Below are 21,192 nucleotides of genomic sequence, written 5' to 3' on the forward strand. Positions count from 1 at the left end.
GGGGGAGGCGATCGCGGGAGTCGCGGAGATCTGCGGCGCGACCTGCTCATTGGGCCGACCCCTGTGGCGGCGGCGATAGCCTTGTCAGGTGCGTATAGCGAGGTTCTCCACAGGCGAAGGCGTGTCGTTCGGCGTGGTCGAAGGCGGCCCGGGCGAGGAGTTCGTCTCCACGATCTCCGGACACCCCTTCGCCACGGTGCAGTTCACCGGCGAGCGGTTCCCGCTCTCCCAGGTGAAGCTGCTGGCTCCGATGCTGCCCAGCAAGGTCATCGCCATCGGCAGAAACTACGCCGAGCACGCACGCGAGATGGGCAACGAGGTGCCCGAGGAGCCGCTCATCTTCATGAAGCCGTCCACCTCGGTGATCGGTCACGGCGAGAACATCGCCTATCCCACGTCGCTGTCCGACCGCGTCGACTACGAAGGCGAGCTGGCCGTGGTGATCGGCCGGCTCTGCCGCGAGGTCCCGGTCGAGCGGGCCAAGGACGTCATCTTCGGCTACACCTGCGCCAACGACGTCACCGCCCGCGACCTGCAGAAGAAGGACGTGCAGTTCACCCGGGCCAAGGGGTTCGACACGTTCTGCCCGCTCGGGCCGTGGATCCAGACCGACCTGGACGCGAGCGACCTCGCGCTGACGACCACGGTCAACGGCGAGGTGCGCCAGAGCGGCCGCACCAGCCAGCTCATCAACGACATCCCCGCGCTGGTGGCCTACGTCAGCGCGGTCATGACGCTGATCCCCGGCGACGTCATCCTGACCGGCACCCCGGCAGGCGTCGGCCCGCTGCAGATCGGTGACGAGGTCAGCGTCGGCATCGAAGGCATCGGCACACTCACGAACAAGGTGGTCTCCCGTGACTGATCTACGGGTGCGTTTCGCCCCGTCCCCAACCGGCATGTTCCACGTCGGCGGTGCCCGCACGGCGCTGTTCAACTGGGCGCTGGCCGAACAGTCCGGCGGCCGCTTCGTGCTGCGCATCGAAGACACCGACGCCTCGCGCAACCGGCCCGAGTGGACCGAGGGCATCATCTCCGCGCTCGACTGGATCGGCATCAACGGCACCCACCCGTGCTTCGAGGGCCCCTACTTCCAGTCGGCCTACGAGCCGCAGCACCGCGAGGCGGTGGCCAAGCTGCTCGCCGACGGCCGCGCCTACTACTGCGACTGCACGCGCGAGGCCCTCGTGGCCCGCACCGGCTCCGAGCACAAGGGCTACGACGGCCACTGCCGCGAGCGGGGGCTGACCGAGGGCGCGGTCCGCTTCCGCACCCCCGACGAGGGCGTCACCGTGGTCGAAGACCTCGTCCGCGGCAACGTGGAGTTCCCCAACGAGGCCCAGGAAGACTTCGTCATCGCCCGCACCGACGGCTCGCCGCTCTACGTGCTGGCCAACGCGGTCGACGACATCACGCAGGGCATCACCCACGTGGTCCGCGGCGAGGAGCACCTGGGCAACGCGGCCAAGCAGATGCTGCTGTGGCCCGCGCTGGGCGCGACGCCGCCGGTGTGGGCGCACCTGCCGGTGATCGTCAACGAGCAGCGCAAGAAGCTGTCCAAGCGCCGCGACAAGGTCGCGCTGGAGGACTACCGGGCCGAGGGCTACCTGGCCGAGGCCATGGTCAACTACCTCATGCTGCTCGGCTGGGGCCCCGGCGGCGACCGCGAGATCATGCCGTGGTCGGAGATGGTGCCGCTGTTCCGGCTGGAGGACGTCAACTCCGCCAGCGCGTTCTTCGACGAGAAGAAGCTGCGCGCGTTCAACGGCGAATACATCCGGGCGCTGCCGCTGGAGACCTTCGAGGAGCGCTGCGCGCCCTACCTCGACGCCTCCTGGGACCGCGAGCTGTTCAGCAAGGTCGCGGCGCTGGCCCAGACCCGCATCGCGGTGTTGTCGGAGATCCGGCAGAACGTCGACTTCCTCTTCCTCGAGGAGCCGGTGTTCGACCAAGCGTCGTGGGACAAGGCGATGAAGAACTCCCCGATGGAGATCATCACCGGCTACCTCGACCGGCTGGAGTCGGTCAGCTGGGATCCGGAGTCGCTCAAGGAGGCCCTGGAGGAGGTCGGCACGGCCCACGGGCTCAAGCTGGGCAAGGCGCAGGCGCCGGTGCGGGTCGCGGTCACCGGCCGCACGGTGGGCCTGCCACTGTTCGAGTCGATCGAGGTGCTCGGCCGCGAGCGTGTGCAAGACCGCCTGCGTTCCGCCCTGACGCGGCTGCATTCAGGAACGTAGTCTGCCGCGACGGCTTCTAGCGTCGTCGGCATGACCTATCTGGTGACCGGGGCCACGGGCTCCGTGGGCAGGCATGTCGTCGGCCATCTCGTACGCATGGGGCAGCGGGTGAGGGCGCTCACCCGCGACCCCGCGAGAGCCCGGCTGCCCGAAGGGGTGGAGGTCGTCCAGGGCGACCTCAGCCGGGCCGAGACGCTCGTCCCGGTGCTCCAGGGCGTCGCGGGCGTGCACCTCATCGACGTGGGCGGCCCTGATTACACACCCCTGCCGAACGGCGAGGAGATCGTCGAGCTGATCGCCGCGGCCGGGGTGCGCCGCGTGACGCTCCTCAGCGGCTGGTCCCAGGGCACGCTGGAGCCCGCCGTGACCGCGAGCGACCTCGCCTGGACCTATGTCCAGCCCACCGAGTTCATGGCCAACGCCCTCGCCTGGGCCGAGTCCGTGCGGACGAGAGGCGTGATCGAGGAGCCCTTCGGCGCGACGAAGACCGCGATGGTGCACGAGGCCGACATCGGCGCCGTGATCGCCACCGCGCTGACGGAGGACGGCCACGCTGGCCACTCCTACGGCCTGACCGGCCCGGAGCTGCTCGACATGCCGGCCAAGGTCGCGATCCTCTCCGAGGCGATCGGCAGGGAGATCGCCTTCGTCGAGCTCACCGTGGACCAGATGCGCGAGCGTTACCGGGCCCAGGGTGTCCCCGAGGAGATGATCGAGTTCCAGATCGAGGTCTTCGGCAACGTGCCCGAGGACGCCTACCAGGTCACGCCCATCGTCGAGCAGGTGACGGGGCGGCCACCGCGCACGTTCGCGCAGTGGGCCGCCGAGCACGCCGGGGTTTTCAGTCCAGGCCGCGGCGCTTGAGCAGCGGCTCGATGCCGGGCTCGCGCCCACGGAAGTTGCGGAAGGCGGTCAGCGGGTCGAGGCTCCCGCCGCGAGAGAGCAACTCGCGGCGGAAGTGGTCGCCGTTCGCCCTCGTCAGCCCGCCGTTCTCCTTGAACCACTCCACGCTCTCCGCGTCCAGCACCTCGCTCCAGATGTAGGAGTAGTAGCCGGCGCTGTAGCCGCCGGAGAAGATGTGCGCGAAGTAGTTGGTCCGGTAGCGCGGCCTGACCTGCGGCACGGCGATCTGCGCGGCCTCCAGCGCCGCAGCCTCGAACGCCTCGGCGTCGCTCACCGTCTCGCCCGGCGCCAGCTTGTGCCAGGCCCAGTCGAGCAGCGTGGCGGCGAGATATTCGACGGTCTTGAAGCCCTGGTTGAACTTCTCGGCCGCCTGCAGCTTCTCCACGAGCTCGGCCGGCATCGGCTCGCCCGTCTCGTGGTGCTTGGCGTAGTTGGCCAGGACCTCCGGCCAGGTCACCCACATCTCGTTGACCTGCGAGGGGTATTCGACGAAGTCACGCGGCACGCTGGTGCCCGACACCCGCGGGAAGCGCACCTGCGAGAACAACCCGTGCAGCGCGTGCCCGAACTCGTGGAAGGCCGTGTTGACCTCGTCGTACGTCAGCAGCGTCGGCCCCGAGGCGGGCTTGGTGACGTTGAGGTTGTTCATCACCACCGGCCGCAGCCCGAACAGGAACGACTGGTCGACCAGGCTGTTCATCCACGCCCCGCCGCGCTTGCGCTCCCTGGCGTACGGGTCGAGCAGGAACAGCCCCAGCCGGCTCCCGTCCTCCTCGAACACCTCGAACACGGTCACGTCCGGGTGGTATCCGCTCAGGTCGGGCCGCTCGGTGAAGGTGATGCCGTAGAGCTTGGTGGCCGCGAAGAAGATGCCGTCCCGGTAGACCCGGTTGAGCTCGAAGTACGGCCGCATCACGGAGTCGTCGAAGTCGTAGCGGGCCTGGCGCACCTTCTCCGCGTAGTAAGGCCAGTCCCACGGCTCGATCGCGAACCCGGCCTGCGCGGTCAGCTCCTCGGCCTCCCGCTCGGCGTTGCGCACGGCGGGCCGGACGAGCTGGCCGAGCATCTCCTCGACCGCCTCGACGGTCTTGGCCGTCTGGTCGGCCACCGAGTACGCGGCGTGGTTGGGGAAGCCGAGCAGCGCCGCCCGCTCGGCCCGCAGCGTCGCCATCCTCGCGGCCAGCTCGAAGTTGCCCGGCGCCCGGCCGACGCTCAGCTCGTAGAGCCGGCGGCGCACGTCCCGGTTGGTCAGCTCGGCCAGGGCGGGCTGGGCGGTGAAGTTGAGCAGCGGCAGGACGTATTTGCCGTCCTTGCGCAGCGACTCGATCCTGGCCTCGTCGAACCCGTCGAGCTCCTTCGGGTCCTCCACCACCAGCGCCGACTCGGTCAAGGCCTTGAGCAGGCTCTGCGCGAACCCCGTGGAGAGCTTGGCCAGCTCCTCGTTGAGCTCGCGCAGCCGGGCCTGCTCCGGCTCCGACAGGTCGGCGCCGGCCCGGATGAAGTCGTCGCGGTATTTCTCCAGCAGCCAGGCCTCCTCCGGGTCTTCCGTGGTCACCAGCTTGATGCGGGACCACAGCGCCCGGTTGAGCCGGATGGCGTCGTTGTGCCTGGTCAGCTCCGGCGAGATCGTCTTCTCGATCTCCATGATCTCGTCGTTGGAGTTGGACGCGGCGATGCTGTAGAAGACCGTGGCCGTGCGATCGAGGATCCGTCCCGACCGTTCGAGCGCGGCGATCGTGTTGTCGAAGGTCGGCGGCTCGGCGCTGCCGGCGATCGCGTCGACCTCGGCCAGTTGCTCCGCCATGCCGTGTCGGAACGCCGGCAGGTAGTGCTCCTCACGGACGTCGGCGAAGGGCGGCAACTCGTACGGCAGGGTGCTGGGGGCGAAGAACGGATTCTCGGCCAACGCTCGGGCTCCTCCACGTGGTGTTTTGTCCCCATCAGCTTGGCACGGCGGAGACACTGGAGAGACCGGCCGGCTAATCGTTTTGGTCTTACCCCCCTAGCTGGGCTATTCTTTCGGACGTCGCCAAGCGCGCCCCGAGGGGTTCGCAGCGGTGGGGTATGGTGTAATTGGCAGCACGACTGATTCTGGTTCAGTTAGTCTAGGTTCGAGTCCTGGTACCCCAGCAGTGAACGGATGTCTCCGAGCGAGACGTCCGTTTTTCATTTCACCAGCCGATCCAGGATTTCGGTGATCTCCCGATAGGCCTTCGGTGTCGGCGCGTGCGAGCTCTCCACCGTGAAGACCTTGAACCTGTTGCCCGGCGTCGCCGCGTCCGCCTCCCTGATCATCCGATCCTGCAACGCCGGCGGGATCACCCGGTCCCGCGTGTGCCTGATGTACACCCTCGGCACCCGCCCCCACGCGCTCCTGCGGCCTCGCGCGTCCGCACTCGACACCTGCAGGCTCTCGTCCGGCAGCGACGTGTTGAGCATGGCGAGGAACTCGCCGTCGGTCCCCTCGGCCATGAACGCCGCCTTGGCCGCCTCGAGGAATTTCCTGTCGTTCGTCCGCCAGTTGACGCGCACCGCCTTGAGCACCCGGGGGTCGCCGACGACGCCGGACAACAGGTTGCCCACCAGGCTCGTCCTGCCCTCCGGCGTCTCCAGATACTCCGCCGGCGAACGCAGCTTCGTGCAGCAGTAGGCCGAGATGTAAACGAGCCGGTCGATCAGGTCGGGGACGGCGTCGGCCGCCTTGGTGATCGTCGAGCCGCCCAGGCTGCCGCCCACCAGGACGACCGGCCCGTACCGCGCGACCCGGCGCACCGTGTCCACCGTGGCCTCCACGTAGTCGTCCAGCGTCACACCGGCCATCGGGGAGGGGATCGCAGCCAGCTTCGTCAGGTCCTGCGGCGCCTGGTAGGCCAGGTGGAACTGCTCCTCGGGGCCGTGCCCCGGCAGGCTCACGCCCACGGCGCGGTGGCCGCGCAGCGTCAGCTCCGGGTCGGCGGTGGCCACGCCGTTCGAGCCGGTCACGAAGACGAACGTGGTCACCTCCTTCTTGTGCCCGGCGGCGATCGAGGCGGCGCCCGCGCCGGCCACGGCGGCCATCTGGAACATGCTTCTCCGTGTCGGTCTGCTCATAAGTCGATGTTCGCCCAGGTCAGCCGAGGTCCACATCGTCCGGGCGGCGCTACGTGCGGTGGATGCCGGACATCCACCGATCGGTTGATGTCATGCCAGTCTGGACCTCATGAGCTGGTTCGACGGGCGCGAGCGCTGGGCGTACCTGGGGCTCGCGTACGCACTGCTCGCGGCCTCCGCGGTCGGCGCTGCCCTCCTGGACGTGCCCGACGGCGGCCCGTCCGCCCTGCGCGCACTGCTGGACCCACTCACTACGCGGCTGTCCGGACTTCTCGGCACCGGATCACCCGCCGACTCCGCCGACCGCGCAAGCCTGCCCTGGCCCGCCCTCACCGTGGCCGCCGCGCTGTGGCTCGCTCCCATCGCCTGGCTCCACCCTCGCCGTGATGCCTTGCGCGCCCCCGTCATCGGCCACTACCTCGTCCTCATCGCCCTCGCCGGAGCCCTCGCCGCCGAGAACGCCGCCTTCACCGTCTTCGCCTCGGTCGGCTACCCGCTCGCCATCTCCCTGCTCCCCGCCCGGCTGATCATGGCCGGGGTGACGCTCACCGCCACCGTCAACGTGGCCGCCCAGGCGAGTCCAGGGGACCAGCCGGCCCTGCTCGCCGTGATCGCCGGCGTCGCCGTCCCGCTGGTCCTGGCCGGCTGGTACGTCTCCGCCGAGCACGACAAGCGCCGCCGCCTCGTCGAGCGGCTGAGGGCCGCCATGGACGAGAACGCCGACCTGCACGCCAGGCTCATCGACCAGGCCAGGCGGGCGGGCGTGCTGGACGAGCGGCACCGGATGGCCGGCGAGATCCACGACACGGTGGCGCAGGACCTCGTCGCCCTGATGGGCCAGCTCGACGCCGCCCGCCGCGCCGTCCAGGATCCCGCCCGCCTCCGCCATCTCGACCAGGCGGCCGAGCTCGCCCGCCGCGGTCTGGCGGAGGCCCGCAGATCCGTACGCGCGCTGGGTCCCGAGCCGCTGGAGGACGCGCGGCTGCCGGAGGCGCTCGGCCGCATGGCCGCATCCTGGTCGCGGACGTCGGGCGTGGAGCTGGCCTTCGAGGTCACCGGCACGCCCGTCGCCCTGTCCACCGACGTCGAGGCCACCCTGTTCCGCATCGCTCAGGAGGCACTGGCGAACGTCGCCAAGCACGCCAGAGCCACCAGGACGGGCCTCACCCTGTCGTACACGGACGAACTCATCCTTCTCGACATCCGCGACGACGGAGCCGGCTTCGGCCCGCACACGCCCACTGACGGCTTCGGCCTGGACGGGATGCGCCAACGCGCCCGCGCCGTCGGCGGCACCCTGGAAATCGAATCCGAGCCCGGCCACGGCACGTCCATCGCCGCCACCGTCCCCGCCATCCCCCTTCCCTCCCACCCCGCCATCCCCCTTCCCTCCCACCCCGCCATCCCCCTTCCCTCCCACCCCGACCACCCCCGCGCCGAGCCCGACGACACCACCCCCCTCCAGGGCCGGCCCGTCACCCGCGCCGAGCCCGACGACACCACCCACCCCGAGGGCCGGCCGCAACGCCACCCCCCGCCCCGAGGGCCGACCGGACACTCGCGCTGAGTGACACCGCTCGCCCAGCGGACCGCCCGCTCCTCGCGGGAGGTAGGCGAGGCCGCTCACGCGGAGATCGGCGCGGTCGCCCGCGCGGAGGGCGGTGACGCGCCCGCCCCGAGGGCCAGTCCGCCACCCGTGCGCCACGGGCGGTGAGGCCGCTCGCCCGGCGGGCCGCTCCAGGCTTCGGGGGGAGGCCGGCGAGGCGACGGGCGCGGACGGCTGCCACCGCTGGCCGGGCGGAGGGCGGCGATGCCACTGGCTCGCCGGGCCGAGCGGCCACGCGCCCTGAAAGCGGCGACGCCGGGCGACCGGCGGGCTCGCCCGTCTCTCGCGTGGAAGGGAGGGCATACCACCCGTCCGGTGGGCCGTTACTCCGCTCCAGCGGAGGGCTCCGGTGCCGGGCGGGCGGTCGAGGATGGGGATCGGTGAGACGATGACCTTGGGAAGGGGAGACCGATGACGGTGCGGGTGCTGATCGCGGACGATCACCCGATCGTGCGCGACGGACTGCGTGCGGCCCTCGACGCCGAGGCCGACCTGGAGGTCGTCGGGGAGGCGGCCGACGGCGAGCAGGCCGTGGCCCTGGCACACGACCTCCGCCCCGACGTCGTCCTCATGGATCTGCGCATGCCCGGCGTGGACGGGGTCACCGCCATCCGGCGGCTCGGCGGCACGGGCCCGCGGGTGCTGGTGCTGACCACGTTCGACACCGACGTCCTCCCGGCGCTGGAGGCCGGCGCCAGCGGTTACCTGCTCAAGGACGCCCCGCCCGAGGAGCTGGTCCGCGCCGTCAGAGCCACCCACAGAGGCGAGACCGTGCTCGCCCCCGCCGCGGCAGGCCGCCTGGCCGAGTCCGTCCGCCGGCCCGCCAGAGGCACGCTGAGCAAGCGGGAGCTGGAGGTGCTGCGACTGATCGCCGAGGGTGCGACCAACAAGGAGGCGGCGGCCAGGCTGTTCATCAGCGAGGCCAGCGTCAAGACCCACCTGTTGCACATCTACGCCAAGCTCGACGTCCGCGACCGCGCCGCCGCCGTGGGCGAGGCCTACCGTCGCGGCCTCCTCACCACCTGACCATGGACGAGTTCCGCATGCGCCCGGGCGGCTTCCCGCGCTTCGCCGCCCCGTTCATCGCCCCGCTGGCACTCTTCTTCGTCGTCTGCCTCCTCCTGGGAGCGATCTTCACCGGCAGCACCGCGCTCGGCGCCGTCGTCGGCGCGCTCGCCACCGCCGCCCTGCTCACCGTCCTCGCCGCCAAGCACCGCCGCCTGACCTCGGGCACCGTCGTCCGCTTCTCCGCCGACGGCGTGGAGCTGACCGACGCGCATGGGTTCCGCGTCCGCCTGCGCTGGCCCGACATCACCAGGGTCGACGCCGTGGACACCCGGCTGGCCGACCCGCGCTCGATCGGCCGCCCCGGCGGCGTACGGGTGCGGGTCCAGCCTCTGCGGTCGGTCGGGCTCGTGGGCTGGGGCGAGCGTACGGTGCCGGCCGGCGTGCCCCGCTGGGTACGCGACCGCCTGGCCCGCGTCCCGGTGGACCCCGCCACGGGCCGCCCGGAGGTCGCGATCCCGCTGAGCGAGTTCGACGTCCGGTGGGAGAGCGGCCCCATGGGCGCCTGGGTACGTCACCACAGGCCCGATCTGATGGGCTGATAAGCGGTTTGGAGTGGTCTCCGGGGTGCGGTAGAGTTACGTGCGTCGCCGGGGGAGCCCCCGGCACACCAGCTTGTGGACAGGGTCCCGTCGTCTAGTGGCCCAGGACGCCGCCCTCTCAAGGCGGTAGCGCCGGTTCGAATCCGGTCGGGACTACCACTGTCACAAGTGCGCGAAGGTCCCGTCGTCTAGTGGCCCAGGACGCCGCCCTCTCAAGGCGGTAGCGCCGGTTCGAATCCGGTCGGGACTACGTCTGCATCACACTCGCTCCGGCGCCCACAGCCCGGAGCGTTTCGCTTTTTCCGGCGGTCCACGCCTCTCCCGGTCCGCTTCTTCTCGGTTCCCGGCGGTCCACGACTCTCACGCGGGCGGCCCACAGCGCGCACGTAACGGCGCCCGCCCCGCGAACCGGAGGAGCGTTCCCCTGGAGGGAGCCCGGCCCCGTACGGCGTTTGGACCCTCCCGTGCGAAGCCGTAAAAGAAACAAATGAGACCTTCGCCACGGACGGCGGGGGAGGGTCGACGAAACGGCGGCCGAGAACGCGAAAAGCCCCCGCCACATGCGGCGGGGGCCTCCAGCGGGGAACGCGCGCCGCCAGAGCGGGCCCGGCCCGGCGAGCGGCGGTTACACCGAGCTCGCCGAGCGGGCCTTGTAGAGCGCCCGCCGGGCCGCCTTGGCCACCTGCTTGTCCGGATGCACCTGCGAGATGAGATCCAGCAGCTCCTCCACGTGCGCGTGCGGGATCTTCCAGATCACCTCCAGCAGGTTGTTGACCATCTCAGGCCCGATGTCCTGCAGGCTGCTCACGAACTCCGACCGCCCCAGCCCCGCCGAGATGGTCCACATGTCGAGGATCAACCAGTGCGTGTCGTCCGGCGTCGGCTCGGGCGCCCCCTCAACCCCGAGCTGGCTCAGGTGCGTGGCCGCGTACGGCCGCAGCGACGGCTGCTTGAGCGCGGCCTGCCAGGCCGGGATCGCGGCCTCGCCGAGCGTGCCGACCACGCTGGCGGCCTGCACCCTGATGAGCGCGTCGTTGTCGTCCTCGGCCGCCGCCTCCAGCAGCTCCTCGGCGGCCTTGCCTGGCTCGCGCAGCCGCATCCAGGCCGCGAACTCGGCGTCGGCCTCGTCCTCGGGCAGCTCCGCGCTGAGCGCGAGCAGCTCGTGGGCGCTCATGGACTCGATCGCGGGCCGCGCGTCCACCTCGATGTCGGCGTCGTCCACCAGGTGGACGACGCCCTCGGTGCCGAGCGGCGTGAGGCTGAGCGTGCGGCCCTGGAGCTCGACCATGCCGTAGCCGCTGAGCCAGTCGATCGCGGGCGCCAGCGGGTCGCCCGCCGCCTCCCACGCGTCCGCGCCCAGCTCCTCGTCGAGGTCGGCGGCGGCCTCGGCGAGCTCCTGCGCCAGCTCGTCGAGGTCGCGCGAGCCGCCCGCGAGCAGCAGGCGGACCAGCACGCCGCGGGTCAGGCCCGTGAGTGCCATGGTCAGATCGTCGTCGGGCAGCTCGGGGTCGCCGTAGTCGACCGAGTGGAGCCCGAGCATCCACGCGTCGAGCACGTCCTCGTCGTCGTCGAACGGCCACTCCGCGGTGTCGTCCTGCACCGTCACCGTGTTGCCCTCGCCCGGCTCGAGGAACTCGAGGTCGACGGCGAGGTTCCAGATGTTCCAGAGCTGCGGGACCGCCTCGGCGATCGGGCCGTCGGTCTCCGGCCTGGGCAGCCCGACGGCCGCCAGCGCCTCCTCCACCTCGGCGTCGCTGAGCAGCGTCTCCTCGCCCACCCGGCGGCCTGACCCCACCCACAGGGCGAGGTCGCGGGCCTTGGCGATGAGCGGCGCCCGGCGGGCGGCCTCGGCCAGCTCGGAGTCGGGCCGCAGCCTGATCGTGTCGAGCTCGGCCAGCTCGTCGGCGAACTGCTCGAAGTCGCCGAGGTCGCCGGCCTCCTCTCCCTCGTCACCGTCGTCGCCCTCGGTGTCGTCGAGGAGCTCCTCCATGAGGTCGACGAACTCGTCCTCGACGTCGTCGAGCTCGGCCTGCAGATCGGCGAGGGAGTCGGAGCGCTTGGTCAGCCTGCCGGTCTGCGAGAGGAACGTGAGGTACGCGTCCACGGCCGGGAGCATCCCGTCGGCTGCGGCGTCGGGGTCCTCCACGACCTTGGGCATGCGGTCGAGCAGCAGGTTGCGCAGGTCAGCGCGCTTCCAGGTGCCGAGGTCCTGCGAGAAGGCGAGCCGGTGCCACAGTGCGGCAGGCCCCACGAGCTCGGGGTCGCTTTCGGGCGCGTTGGTACGTGCCCACATGATGAACTCTTCGAGCAGGGGTCGCAGCTCAGTGGCGGCTACCTCGATGCGATCTGTCACGCACTCAGGCTAGTGCGCCCGCGAGGTGGTCGGCTCCCGAAATACAGCCTTTTCCTGATCATGACGTGCGGCGCATCGCCTCGGTGATGCGTTCGGCGGCGGCCATGACCGGCACCGCGTGCAGCCGCCCGGGCGCCCGCGTCAGCCGTTCGATGGGGCCCGAGACGGACACCGCGGCGATCACCTTGCCCCCGCTGCCCCTGATGGGGGCCGAGACGCTGGCCACGCCCTGCTCGCGCTCCCCGACGCTGTGGGCCCATCCGCGGCGCCGTACGGAGGCCAGCGTGGCGGCGGTGAACTTGGCGCCGCGCAGGCCGCGGTGCAGCCGGTCGGGCTCCTCCCACGCCAGCAGAATCTGCGCCGCCGAGCCGGCCGTCATGGGCAACGCCGAGCCCACGGGAACCGTGTCCCGCAGGCCGCTGGACCGCTCCGCCGCGGCCACGCAGACCCGTTCATCACCCTGGCGGCGGTAGAGTTGCGCACTCTCGCCGGTCAAATCCCTCAGCTGCACCAGCACGGGGGCGGCCACCGCCAGCAGCCGGTCCTCGCCGGCCGCGGTGGACAACTCGGAGAGCCGCGGGCCCAGCACGAACCTGCCCTGCGTGTCACGGCTCACGATGCGGTGGTGCTCGAGGGCGACGGCCAGCCGGTGGGCCGTGGGCCGGGCCAGACCGGTGGCCTGGACGAGCTGCGCCAGTGAAGCAGGGCCCGCTTCGAGGGCGTTGAGTACAAGAACTGCCTTGTCGAGTACTCCGACTCCGCTAGAGTTGTCCATACACCGATACTGCAGTCTCGACATATGAGAAGGCAAGTCGGAGGCGAACTCCCGCGAGTGGGTGCCGGTCCCGGAGCGGCGAACGGGGGCGCGCCTCAGCGGGCGATGCGACGGCGCATCGCGAAATACACCAGGAGGAGATCATGGGCCGCACACTGGCCGAGAAGGTCTGGGAGCAACACGTCGTCCGGCGTGCCGAGGGCGAACCTGACCTGCTCTACATCGACCTGCACCTCATTCACGAGGTGACCAGCCCGCAGGCGTTCGACGGGCTCCGTCTCGCCGGCCGGAAGGTGCGACGGCCCGATCTCACGATCGCCACCGAGGACCACAACGTGCCGACCGTGCTCGGCCCGATCGCCGACCCGGTGTCCAAGACGCAGGTCGAGACGCTGCGCAAGAACGCCGCCGAGTTCGGCATCAGGCTCCATCCGATGGGCGACGCCGGGCAGGGCGTGGTGCACATCATCGGCCCGCAGTTCGGTCTGACCCAGCCGGGCATGACGATCGTCTGCGGCGACTCCCACACCTCGACGCACGGCGCGTTCGGCGGCATCGCGTTCGGCATCGGCACCTCCGAGGTCGAGCACGTGCTGGCCACGCAGACGCTGCCGGCCTACCGGCCCAAGACGATGGCCATCGAGGTCTCCGGCGAGCTGCCCGTCGGCGTCACCGCCAAGGACCTGATCCTGGCGATCATCGCCAAGATCGGCACCGGCGGCGGCCAGGGCTACATCGTCGAGTACCGCGGCGAGGCCGTGCGCAAGCTCTCCATGGAGGGCCGCATGACGGTCTGCAACATGTCGATCGAGGCCGGCGCGCGGGCCGGCATGATCGCCCCGGACGAGACCACGTTCGAATACCTCAAAGGCCGGCCGCACGCGCCCCAGGGCGAGGCGTGGGACCAGGCCGTCGAATACTGGAAGACGCTGCGCACGGACGACGACGCCGTGTTCGACAAGGTCGTGGAGATCGACGCCACGACGCTGACCCCGTTCGTCACGTGGGGCACCAACCCGGGCCAGGGCCTGCCGCTGGGCGCGTCCGTCCCCAGCCCCGAGTCGTTCGCCGACCCGGTCGAGCGCGCGGCCGCCGAGCGGGCTCTGGAGTACATGGGCCTGACCGCGGGCACGCCGCTGCGCGAGATCGAGGTCGACACGGTGTTCGTCGGCTCGTGCACCAACGGCCGCATCGAGGACCTCCGCTCGGCCGCCGAGATCCTGCGCGGCCGCCAGGTCAAGACCCGCACGCTGATCGTGCCCGGCTCGATGCTGGTCAAGCACCAGGCCGAGCAGGAGGGCCTGCACGAGGTGTTCAAGGCCGCGGGCGCCGAGTGGCGCGAGGCCGGCTGCTCGATGTGCCTGGGCATGAACCCCGACACGCTCCAGCCGGGCGAGCGCAGCGCCTCGACCTCCAACCGCAACTTCGAGGGCCGCCAGGGCAAGGGTGGCCGCACCCACCTGGTGTCGCCGCAGGTCGCCGCCGCGACCGCCGTCACCGGCCGCCTCACCGCCCCCGCCGACCTGTAAGGAAGAAACACAGATGGACGCCTTCACCACCCACACCGGTACGGCGGTGCCGCTGCGCCGCAGCAACGTCGACACCGACCAGATCATCCCGGCCGTCTGGCTCAAGCAGGTCAGCCGCACCGGCTTCGAGAAGGGCCTGTTCGCCGCCTGGCGCGAGGACCCGACGTTCGTGCTCAACGACCCCGCCTACGAGGGCGGCACGATCCTGGTCTCCGGCCCCGACTTCGGCACCGGCTCCTCCCGCGAGCACGCCGTCTGGGCGCTGCAGCAGCACGGCTTCCGCGTCGTGATCGCCGCCCGCTTCGGCGACATCTTCCGCAACAACTCCACGAAGATGGGCCTGCTGCCGGTCGTCCTGCCCGGCGACAAGGTCGAGGCCCTGCAGTCGGCCGTCGAGGCCGACCCGAAGCTTGAGGTCACCGTCGACCTGGTCGAACGCCAGGTCCGCTGGGCGGACGAGGTCGTGCCGTTCGAGATCGACGACTACACCCGCTGGCGGCTCATGGAGGGCCTCGACGACATCGGGCTGACCCTGCGTCACGCCGACGACATCGCGGCGTACGAGAATGGTCGGCAGCCATGGCTGCCGACGACCGTCTAGAAGACGACGCACTGGCGCGGCGGTTGCGCGATGCGCACCGCCGCGTCCGCATGCTGCCCGCCGGCGAGAAGGAGCGGGTGGCCCGCCGATATCTCGCGATCTGCGACCTCGCCAAGCGTGACCCGGAAAGGGCCGCCGTCCGTCTGGAGGCGTTACTGGCCTGCCTCGAACCGGGATCCGACACGCCACGCAATGACGAAAACACGCTCGGTGATTGAGTTCCCCCGCAATCCCGCCTACTTTCAAGCGCGTAAGGGGTTTCTACGTCGAACTCGTGAGCAGCAGAACCCTGAGGCGTAACTGGGGGAGCAGGACTTTCATGAACAAGCGAGAACTCGTCGAGGCCATCACTGACCGGGTGGGCGACAGGAAGACGGCCACCGAGGCCGTGAACGCTGTCATCGACGCCGTCCAGAAGGCCGTGGCGAGTGGGGACAAGGTCTCGATCACGGGCTTCGGCGCGTTCGAGATGGTGCACAAGCCCGCACGCACGGCCAGGAACCCGTCCACCGGTGCGGAAATCAACGTTCCGGAGAGCTGGGGGCCCAAGTTCCGGCCCGGCTCCGATTTCAAAGAGCTGGTCAATGCGGGCGGCAAGAAAATCGGCAAGAAGAAGTAGATCCAGCGGACCGCCACGCCCGGGCTGAACGGCCCGGGCGTCCGCATTCACGGGCTCGGGACCGGGAAGGTCGAGAGCGTGATGTAGGTGATCCGGCCGCCCGTCATCCCGAGATTCACCCGCTGCCCGGTGCGCAGCAGCCGCAGCGGGCCGGCGTCGAAGGCCGCCGTGCCGAACTCCAGCACGGTCCCGTCGTCCAGGAAGACCGTGCCCGAGCGGGTGTCCTCGTCGAAGCTGCGTACCGTCGCCTGCACGTGAACCAGCCTAAATGGTTTGCCCCGGCCGGGCGAGGAGGCGAGGATCGCCAGACATGGGCGGCGACTTCTGGCGATTCACGTGGGCCAACGGCATCACCCAGCTGGGGACGCAGGTCACGGTCGTCGCACTGCCGCTGACCGCGCTGCTCACCCTGGACGCGAGCGGCTTCCAGCTTGGCGTGCTGTCGGCTCTCCAGACGATCGCGTTCCTGGTGATCGGACTGCCCGCCGGGGTCTGGGTGGACCGGATGCGCCGCCGCCCGATCCTCGTCTGGGCAGACCTGGCCCGAGGCGTGGCGCTGCTGACCGTACCCGCCGCCGCCTGGCTGGGCGGGCTCACGCTGCCGCACGTCTACGCGGTCGCGCTCCTGCTGGGCGTGGGCACGGTGCTCTCCGACGTGGCGCAGTTGAGCTTTGTCCCGGCGATCGTGCCCAAGGACGGGCTCGAACGCGCCAACGGCCGCCTGGAGGTCACCAAGTACGTGTCCGTGCTGGCGGGCCCGGGAGTGGGCGGCTGGCTGGTCGCCGCGGTGACCGCGCCGTTCGCGCTGCTCGCCGACGCCCTCGGATACCTGGTGTCGGGGTTCCTGCTCTCGGGGGTACGCGCCGAAGAAGAGCCCGGACGGCGGGGAGCACGGGCCGACGAGAAGCCGGAGGGACGGCCCGGTCACCGGGCGTCTGAGACGCGCGCCCGAGGGCTGCGGTCGGAGGTCGCGGAGGGCATCTCGTTCGTCATCCGGGATCCCGTGCTGCGCAGGGTGGCGATCGGCGGCGCGCTCACCAGGTTGGCGCTCGGGGCCTGCGCGGTCGGCTACCCGCTGTACCTGGTGGCGGAGCTGGGCCTCAGCGCGACCGCCTACGGCCTGCTGCTGTCGGCCGCCGCCGCCGGTGCCCTGGTGGGCGCGCCGCTGGCGGCCCGGCTGACCGCGAGGCTGGGCGTCGGCCCGACCATCTACGGCTCCGCGGCGGCGTCGACGGTCCTGTATCTGCCCGCCCTGGCCACCGGGCCGGGCTGGCGGCTGGCGGTGTTCCCCGTCTTCTCCGCCCTCGCCGGAGTCGCCGGCGTGGTGTTCAACATCGCCCAGCTCAGCCACCGCCAGCGCATCACCCCCGACCACCTGCTCGGCCGGGTCAACGCCAGCATGCGCTTCCTCATGTGGGGCGCGACGCCGATCGGCGGGCTGGCCGGCGGCCTGCTGGGGGAGTGGTTCGGCGGCTACGCGGTCTTCGCCGCGGGCGTCGCCGGGCTCGGCCTGTCGTACCTGGCCGTCGTCCTGGCCCCGCGGATCATGCGGACCACCGTGCCCGCCTCATGAGCCGGGCCACAGCTCGGCGACCACCGCCGCCGTGCGCGGGCCCAGCCCGAGCGCGATGGCCGCGCGCAGGTCGTCGGGCGTGTCCACGTCGCGCCTGACCGAGTCGATGCCCGGCACGGTAAGCTCCTTCGCCCCGGCGGCCAGGTGCTTGGCCCGCGACTCGCCGCCGAACCTGGGCGTGAACGGCTGGCCGGGACGCACCCCGTAAAAGGTCGTGCCGACGTCCAGCGCGTCGGGCACGAAGGACCGGTCGAACTCGGCCGCCGCCGCCAGGGCCACCCCCAGCTCGGCCGGCCGCAGGGCGGGCAGGTCCGCCTGGAGCGCGCCCACGGCGTCGCCGGGCGCGACCCGTACGGCGTGGGCGGCGCCCGTGCGCAGCGCGGTGTTCAGGCCGCGGTCGGGATCGGGCACCACCTCGGCCCCCAGCGCCCCCAGGGGCCCCGCGGCGGCGGGGTCGGCCGTCACCACGATCACCCGCGCGACCAGCGGACAGGCGAGCGACGCCGCCACGGTGTCGCCGGCCACGGCCACGGCGAACTTCGTACGGTGCGGACCCGTCGCGGCGGCCAGCCTGGTCTTCGCAGCGACCAGCGTTTTCACCGGAATGACCAGTGACCAGCGGATGCTCATAGGGTTAAGCATCGTGCCTCGACATCCCATGCGGCCAACGGGGAGACTTGGGGCTCACACCGGAGGAGGAGACCATGAGCCGCCCCACGCGACCATCGCGTTTCTGGGAAACCCTGGCAGTAGTTGTGGTGAAACCGCTGTCCCGGCTCCTGGTCAAGCGGGACTGGCGGCACGGCGAGCGCATCCCCCGCACCGGCGGCCTGATCATCGCGGCCAACCACCTCTCCTGGACGGATCCGGTCCTGCTGTCGCACTTCCTCTACAACAACGGCCGCTGGCCGGTAATCCTCGCCAAGGCGGCCCTGTTCAAGGTGCCCCTCTTGGGCAAGGCCGTCACGGCGCTGCTGGCCATCCCCGTCGAACGCGGCAGCAGCGAGGCCGCCAGGTCGCTGCGGGTGTCGAAGGAGCGGCTCAGTGACGGGTGCGTGATCCTGTTCTACCCCGAGGGCACCTGCACCAGGGACCCCTCTCTGTGGCCCATGGTGGGCAAGACGGGTGTGGCGCGGCTGGCGCTGGAGACCGGCGCCCCCGTCATCCCGGTGGCCCACTGGGGGGCGCACGAGCTGCTGCCGTACGGTGAGAAGAAGCCCAGGCTGTTCCCGCGCAAGACGTTCCGCGTGAGCGTGGGGCCACCCGTGGACCTGTCGAAATACCAGGGCAAGCCGCTGCAGGCCGGCGTCCTGCGCGAGGCCACGGCCGACATCATGGCGGCGGTCACCGAGCAGTTGGCCGAGTTGCGTGGCGAGAAGGCCCCCGAGACGCCCTATGATCCCGCCAGGCGGTGATGGCATGACAAAGGTGGCCGTGTTCGGCACGGGCTCGTGGGGCACCACGTTCGCGATGGTTCTGACCGAGGCAGGCAACCAGGTCACGTTGTGGGGCCGAAGACCTGAGCTGGTCGAGGCGATCGACCGCACGCACACGAACCCCGACTACCTGCCCGGCATCGACCTTCCGCCCGCGCTGCGCGCCACCACGGACCCGGAGCGGGCGCTCCACGGGGCCGACTTCGTGGTGCTGGCCGTGCCGTCGCAGATGCTGCGGCCCAACCTGGCCGCCTGGCGCGAGCACATCCCGGCCGGCGCGGTCCTGGTCAGCCTGATGAAGGGCATCGAGCTGGGCACGACCAAGCGGATGAGCGAGGTGATCCGCGAGGTCGCCGAGGTGCCGGAGGAGCGGGTCGCGGTGGTCTCGGGCCCCAACCTGGCCAAGGAGATCGCCCAGCGCCAGCCCGCCGCGACGGTCGTGGCCTGCACGGACCTGTCGGTCGCCGAGCGCCTCCAGGCGATCTGCCACCTGCCGCCGTGGTTCCGCCCGTACACCAACCCCGACGTGGTCGGCGTCGAGCTCGGCGGCGCGGTGAAGAACGTCATCGCGCTGGCCGTGGGCGTCTCCGCGGGCATGGGCATGGGCGACAACGTCAGCGCCATGCTCATCACCAGAGGCCTGGCCGAGATCTCCCGCCTGGGCGCGGCCCTCGGGGCCGACCCCCACACGTTCGCGGGGCTCGCCGGCATGGGGGACCTGGTCGCCACCTGCACCTCGCCGCTGTCGCGCAACCGCACCTTCGGCGAGAACCTCGGTAGGGGCATGACGCTGGCCGAGGTCGTCGCCGCCACCAAGCAGACCGCCGAGGGCGTCAAGTCCTGCGAGTCGGTGCTGCAGCTGGCCAGGAAGCACGACGTGGAGATGCCGATCACCGAGGTCGTCGTCGGGGTCGTGCACGATGGCATGTCGCCGGCCGAGGCCGGAATGCTCCTCATGTCGCGATCGCCCAAACCAGAGCGTTACGGCGTGTGACCGGGCACGCCGTAACACGTGCTTGGCTCGCTGTCCCCGGAACACCCCGGTAGATTCGGACACCATGAGCAAGCCACGCGTCGCCGTCGTTTTCGGAGGTCGCAATTCGGAGCACGCCGTGTCCCTGATGGGCGCGGGCAGTGTGCTGGATGTGATCGACAGGAGCAAATACGAGGTGATCCCGATCGGGATCGCCCAGGACGGCAGGTGGGTGCTGGCCGCTTCCGACCAGCGGTTCGCCATCGAGGGCGGCGAGCTGCCGGTGGTCGACACCTCGGGCGCGGCGCTGGCGCTGCCCTCCGGCGGCCCCTCGCTGGTGGCGTACGACCCGGGCAGCATCCCCGTGGAGCTCGGCCAGGTCGACGTGGTCTTCCCCGTGATGCACGGGCCGTTCGCGGAGGACGGCACCATCCAGGGGCTGCTCGAGATGGCCGGGGTGCGTTACGTCGGCTCCGGCGTGCTGGCCAGCGCGGTCGGCATGGACAAAGCTCATATGAAGACCGTGATGACCGCCGCGGGGCTGCCCACGGGGCGCTACGTCGTCGTACGCGACCGCGACTGGCGGCTCAACCGCGAGCTGGTGCTCAAGGAGGCCGAGGAGCTCGGCTGGCCGGTGTTCGTCAAGCCCGCCAGGGCCGGGTCCTCGCAGGGCATCTCCAAGGCCCACGACCGGCCCCAGCTGGAGGAGGCCGTCGAGTTCGCCCGTCAGCACGACCCCAAGGTGCTCATCGAGGCGGCGATCGAGGGCCGGGAGATCGAGTGCGCGGTGCTGGAGTCGTCCGGCGACGAGCCCGCGGCGGCGTCGCTGCCCGGCGAGGTGAAGGTCGTGGGCGGGCAGGAGTTCTTCGACTTCGAGGCGAAGTACTACCCCGACCAGATGTCGCTGACCGTGCCCGCCGACCTCCCGGCGGAGACGTCCGAGGAGCTGCGGGCCATGGCCGTGCGGGCGTTCGAGGCGCTCGACTGCGAGGGGCTCGCGCGGGTCGACTTCTTCTACACGCCCGACGGCAGGCTGGTCTTCAACGAGATCAACACGATGCCGGGGTTCACCGCGCTGTCGGTGGCGCCGCAGCTGTGGGCCGCCACCGGTGTGCCCTATCCGGAGCTGGTCGACCGGCTGATCCAGCTGGCGCTGTCGCGGCGGCCCGGGCTGCGATGATCATTGCTGGGAGATCTGGGCGACCGGCTTCGACAGGTCCGAGAGCACCTCGGCGGGCGTGTGCTCACCGCCGATCGTGACCTCCACATAGGCGGGGTCGGTCACGGCGGTGAACAACGTGGGCCTCTCCGGATCGGCGAACCAGCCCACGCCGCCGATCTCCTGCAGCTGGTCGGTGGGCGCCATCCTGGCCGGCCTGGGCACGCCGCAGCGCAGCGCGATCACGCCGTCACCCCAGACGGCCACGTACGGCGACTCCGGCGTGGAGGCGCCGCGCGCGGCGCCGTCGAGCGTCTGGGGCAACAGCGTCGCCAGCGTGTCGCAGGCGGCCACCGCGGGGCCCTGCGGCACGGGCGGCTCGACCTGGACGGTGCCACCGCAACCGGCGAGTGCTAGGAGAACGAGCAGGACGGCGGCGGCACGCATGCGAGGACCACCTTCATATGTGAACGATCGGACACGTAAGCGTACGCGTGATCCCCTCCACTGCCTGAATCTGTGCGACGACGAGTTTGCCCAGCTCGTCGACGTTTCGGGCCTCCGCGCGGACGATCACGTCGTAGGGACCCGTCACGTCCTCCGCCTGAGTGACACCGGGAATCCCGGAAATCTCGCGAGCCACGGCGGCGGCCTTGCCGACCTCGGTCTGAATAAGGATGTAGGCCTGCACCATTACGTCCTCCCGGGCGATTGGATCACGCCGAAGGGCC

At 70.9% G+C, this 21,192-nt stretch carries 22 protein-coding genes and 3 tRNA genes; 17 read left to right on the forward strand and 8 right to left on the reverse strand.

The features are described 5' to 3' along the window. Positions 1-88: 88 nt before the first annotated feature. The 3 genes from ID574_RS26260 to ID574_RS26270 are packed head-to-tail and all read left to right on the forward strand — an operon-like array spanning position 89 to position 3,101. Complete coding sequence (locus tag ID574_RS26260) at positions 89-865, forward strand: fumarylacetoacetate hydrolase family protein (RefSeq protein ID WP_188191631.1); 777 nt, start codon at positions 89-91, stop codon at positions 863-865. A gap of 34 nt (positions 866-899) precedes the next feature. Next, complete coding sequence (gene gltX, locus ID574_RS26265) at positions 900-2,237, forward strand: glutamate--tRNA ligase (RefSeq protein ID WP_442939329.1); 1,338 nt, start codon at positions 900-902, stop codon at positions 2,235-2,237. Positions 2,238-2,267: 30 nt separating this feature from the next. After that, entirely contained in the window at positions 2,268-3,101 is an 834-nt protein-coding gene (locus tag ID574_RS26270; RefSeq protein ID WP_188191633.1) for an NAD(P)H-binding protein, read from the forward strand. Here ID574_RS26270 and ID574_RS26275 read toward each other — a convergent pair. Next, positions 3,079-5,046 carry a M3 family metallopeptidase gene (locus tag ID574_RS26275; RefSeq protein WP_188191634.1) on the reverse strand — a complete coding sequence of 656 codons (1,968 nt, stop codon included), beginning with the start codon at positions 5,044-5,046 and terminating at the stop codon, positions 3,079-3,081. The two genes, ID574_RS26270 and ID574_RS26275, sit on opposite strands and share 23 nt — an antisense overlap. A 152-nt stretch (positions 5,047-5,198) precedes the next feature. Here ID574_RS26275 and ID574_RS26280 point away from each other — a divergent pair. Then, positions 5,199-5,270 (forward strand) — tRNA-Gln (locus ID574_RS26280). A gap of 36 nt (positions 5,271-5,306) precedes the next feature. Here ID574_RS26280 and ID574_RS26285 read toward each other — a convergent pair. Then, positions 5,307-6,206, reverse strand: coding sequence for an alpha/beta fold hydrolase (locus ID574_RS26285; protein WP_223167077.1), 900 nt, complete (start codon positions 6,204-6,206; stop codon positions 5,307-5,309). A 133-nt stretch (positions 6,207-6,339) separates the two neighbouring features. Here ID574_RS26285 and ID574_RS26290 point away from each other — a divergent pair, with 133 nt between their 5' ends. From ID574_RS26290 to ID574_RS26310, 5 genes are all read left to right on the forward strand, one after another. Continuing rightward, positions 6,340-7,797 (forward strand): histidine kinase, encoded by a 1,458-nt coding sequence (locus ID574_RS26290; RefSeq protein WP_188191635.1) that lies wholly within the window; start codon positions 6,340-6,342, stop codon positions 7,795-7,797. Between the two features lie 450 nt (positions 7,798-8,247). Then, complete coding sequence (locus tag ID574_RS26295) at positions 8,248-8,862, forward strand: response regulator (protein WP_188191636.1); 615 nt, start codon at positions 8,248-8,250, stop codon at positions 8,860-8,862. Positions 8,863-8,864: 2 nt separating this feature from the next. Next, positions 8,865-9,443, forward strand: coding sequence for a hypothetical protein (locus tag ID574_RS26300; RefSeq protein WP_188191637.1), 579 nt, complete (start codon positions 8,865-8,867; stop codon positions 9,441-9,443). An 83-nt stretch (positions 9,444-9,526) separates the two neighbouring features. Continuing rightward, positions 9,527-9,602: transfer RNA gene (locus ID574_RS26305), tRNA-Glu, on the forward strand. A gap of 18 nt (positions 9,603-9,620) precedes the next feature. Then, positions 9,621-9,693, forward strand: a tRNA-Glu gene (locus ID574_RS26310). A 375-nt stretch (positions 9,694-10,068) separates the two neighbouring features. On the opposite strand, the gene ID574_RS26315 is transcribed toward ID574_RS26310, so the two are convergent. Then, positions 10,069-11,796, reverse strand: coding sequence for a hypothetical protein (locus ID574_RS26315; protein ID WP_188191638.1), 1,728 nt, complete (start codon positions 11,794-11,796; stop codon positions 10,069-10,071). A 58-nt stretch (positions 11,797-11,854) separates the two neighbouring features. Further along, complete coding sequence (locus ID574_RS26320) at positions 11,855-12,571, reverse strand: IclR family transcriptional regulator (protein WP_188191639.1); 717 nt, start codon at positions 12,569-12,571, stop codon at positions 11,855-11,857. Between the two features lie 143 nt (positions 12,572-12,714). On the opposite strand from ID574_RS26320, the gene leuC reads away from it, so the two are divergent. From leuC to ID574_RS26340, 4 genes are all read left to right on the forward strand, one after another. After that, complete coding sequence (gene leuC, locus ID574_RS26325; protein ID WP_188191640.1) at positions 12,715-14,100, forward strand: 3-isopropylmalate dehydratase large subunit; 1,386 nt, start codon at positions 12,715-12,717, stop codon at positions 14,098-14,100. Positions 14,101-14,113: 13 nt separating this feature from the next. Then, positions 14,114-14,701, forward strand: coding sequence for a 3-isopropylmalate dehydratase small subunit (leuD, locus tag ID574_RS26330; protein ID WP_188191641.1), 588 nt, complete (start codon positions 14,114-14,116; stop codon positions 14,699-14,701). Further along, positions 14,680-14,919, forward strand: coding sequence for an SCO5555 family protein (locus ID574_RS26335; protein WP_188191642.1), 240 nt, complete (start codon positions 14,680-14,682; stop codon positions 14,917-14,919). Before leuD ends, ID574_RS26335 begins: the two co-directional genes overlap by 22 nt. A 101-nt stretch (positions 14,920-15,020) precedes the next feature. Continuing rightward, complete coding sequence (locus tag ID574_RS26340; protein ID WP_188191643.1) at positions 15,021-15,320, forward strand: HU family DNA-binding protein; 300 nt, start codon at positions 15,021-15,023, stop codon at positions 15,318-15,320. 47 nt (positions 15,321-15,367) lie between these two features. Here ID574_RS26340 and ID574_RS26345 read toward each other — a convergent pair whose 3' ends face one another. Then, entirely contained in the window at positions 15,368-15,574 is a 207-nt protein-coding gene (locus ID574_RS26345) for a hypothetical protein (protein ID WP_188191644.1), read from the reverse strand. Positions 15,575-15,630: 56 nt separating this feature from the next. Between ID574_RS26345 and ID574_RS26350 the strand changes: the two genes are divergently transcribed. Continuing rightward, positions 15,631-16,893: an MFS transporter gene (locus ID574_RS26350; protein WP_188191645.1), complete on the forward strand. Its 1,263-nt coding sequence runs from the start codon at positions 15,631-15,633 to the stop codon at positions 16,891-16,893. On the opposite strand, the gene cofC is transcribed toward ID574_RS26350, so the two are convergent. Continuing rightward, positions 16,888-17,523 (reverse strand): 2-phospho-L-lactate guanylyltransferase, encoded by a 636-nt coding sequence (cofC, locus tag ID574_RS26355; protein ID WP_188191646.1) that lies wholly within the window; start codon positions 17,521-17,523, stop codon positions 16,888-16,890. The two genes, ID574_RS26350 and cofC, sit on opposite strands and share 6 nt — an antisense overlap. A gap of 74 nt (positions 17,524-17,597) precedes the next feature. On the opposite strand from cofC, the gene ID574_RS26360 reads away from it, so the two are divergent. The 3 genes from ID574_RS26360 to ID574_RS26370 all read left to right on the forward strand — a co-directional run bounded on the left by ID574_RS26360 (position 17,598) and on the right by ID574_RS26370 (position 20,482). After that, positions 17,598-18,308, forward strand: a complete 711-nt coding sequence (locus tag ID574_RS26360; RefSeq protein ID WP_188191647.1) for a lysophospholipid acyltransferase family protein — start codon at positions 17,598-17,600, stop codon at positions 18,306-18,308. Between the two features lie 4 nt (positions 18,309-18,312). Then, positions 18,313-19,323 carry an NAD(P)H-dependent glycerol-3-phosphate dehydrogenase gene (locus ID574_RS26365; protein WP_188191648.1) on the forward strand — a complete coding sequence of 337 codons (1,011 nt, stop codon included), beginning with the start codon at positions 18,313-18,315 and terminating at the stop codon, positions 19,321-19,323. Between the two features lie 64 nt (positions 19,324-19,387). After that, on the forward strand, positions 19,388-20,482 hold the full coding sequence (locus ID574_RS26370; RefSeq protein WP_188191649.1) for a D-alanine--D-alanine ligase family protein: 1,095 nt from the start codon (positions 19,388-19,390) through the stop codon (positions 20,480-20,482). Here ID574_RS26370 and ID574_RS26375 read toward each other — a convergent pair whose 3' ends face one another. Beyond that, entirely contained in the window at positions 20,483-20,908 is a 426-nt protein-coding gene (locus tag ID574_RS26375) for a DUF3515 family protein (RefSeq protein WP_188191650.1), read from the reverse strand. It lies immediately after the preceding gene. Positions 20,909-20,921: 13 nt separating this feature from the next. Continuing rightward, positions 20,922-21,155 carry an Lrp/AsnC family transcriptional regulator gene (locus tag ID574_RS26380; protein ID WP_188191651.1) on the reverse strand — a complete coding sequence of 78 codons (234 nt, stop codon included), beginning with the start codon at positions 21,153-21,155 and terminating at the stop codon, positions 20,922-20,924. Between the last annotated feature and the right edge of the window lie 37 nt (positions 21,156-21,192).

The organism is Nonomuraea sp. SYSU D8015 (assembly GCF_008065375.1).
Lineage (GTDB): Bacteria > Actinomycetota > Actinomycetes > Streptosporangiales > Streptosporangiaceae > Nonomuraea.

Excerpts from the sequence above, each read along its gene's own strand:
- gltX (WP_442939329.1), top strand. The coding sequence starts at position 900 with ATGTTCCACGTCGGCGGTGCCCGCACGGCGCTGTTCAACTGGGCGCTG.
- ID574_RS26270 (WP_188191633.1), top strand. The coding sequence starts at position 2,268 with ATGACCTATCTGGTGACCGGGGCCACGGGCTCCGTGGGCAGGCATGTC.
- ID574_RS26285 (WP_223167077.1), bottom strand. The coding sequence starts at position 6,206 with ATGTTCCAGATGGCCGCCGTGGCCGGCGCGGGCGCCGCCTCGATCGCC.
- ID574_RS26290 (WP_188191635.1), top strand. The coding sequence starts at position 6,340 with ATGAGCTGGTTCGACGGGCGCGAGCGCTGGGCGTACCTGGGGCTCGCG.
- ID574_RS26295 (WP_188191636.1), top strand. The coding sequence starts at position 8,248 with ATGACGGTGCGGGTGCTGATCGCGGACGATCACCCGATCGTGCGCGAC.
- ID574_RS26300 (WP_188191637.1), top strand. The coding sequence starts at position 8,865 with ATGGACGAGTTCCGCATGCGCCCGGGCGGCTTCCCGCGCTTCGCCGCC.
- ID574_RS26320 (WP_188191639.1), bottom strand. The coding sequence starts at position 12,571 with ATGGACAACTCTAGCGGAGTCGGAGTACTCGACAAGGCAGTTCTTGTA.
- leuC (WP_188191640.1), top strand. The coding sequence starts at position 12,715 with ATGGGCCGCACACTGGCCGAGAAGGTCTGGGAGCAACACGTCGTCCGG.
- leuD (WP_188191641.1), top strand. The coding sequence starts at position 14,114 with ATGGACGCCTTCACCACCCACACCGGTACGGCGGTGCCGCTGCGCCGC.
- ID574_RS26335 (WP_188191642.1), top strand. The coding sequence starts at position 14,680 with ATGGCTGCCGACGACCGTCTAGAAGACGACGCACTGGCGCGGCGGTTG.
- ID574_RS26340 (WP_188191643.1), top strand. The coding sequence starts at position 15,021 with ATGAACAAGCGAGAACTCGTCGAGGCCATCACTGACCGGGTGGGCGAC.
- ID574_RS26350 (WP_188191645.1), top strand. The coding sequence starts at position 15,631 with ATGGGCGGCGACTTCTGGCGATTCACGTGGGCCAACGGCATCACCCAG.
- cofC (WP_188191646.1), bottom strand. The coding sequence starts at position 17,523 with ATGAGCATCCGCTGGTCACTGGTCATTCCGGTGAAAACGCTGGTCGCT.
- ID574_RS26360 (WP_188191647.1), top strand. The coding sequence starts at position 17,598 with ATGAGCCGCCCCACGCGACCATCGCGTTTCTGGGAAACCCTGGCAGTA.
- ID574_RS26365 (WP_188191648.1), top strand. The coding sequence starts at position 18,313 with ATGACAAAGGTGGCCGTGTTCGGCACGGGCTCGTGGGGCACCACGTTC.
- ID574_RS26370 (WP_188191649.1), top strand. The coding sequence starts at position 19,388 with ATGAGCAAGCCACGCGTCGCCGTCGTTTTCGGAGGTCGCAATTCGGAG.
- ID574_RS26375 (WP_188191650.1), bottom strand. The coding sequence starts at position 20,908 with ATGCGTGCCGCCGCCGTCCTGCTCGTTCTCCTAGCACTCGCCGGTTGC.
- ID574_RS26380 (WP_188191651.1), bottom strand. The coding sequence starts at position 21,155 with ATGGTGCAGGCCTACATCCTTATTCAGACCGAGGTCGGCAAGGCCGCC.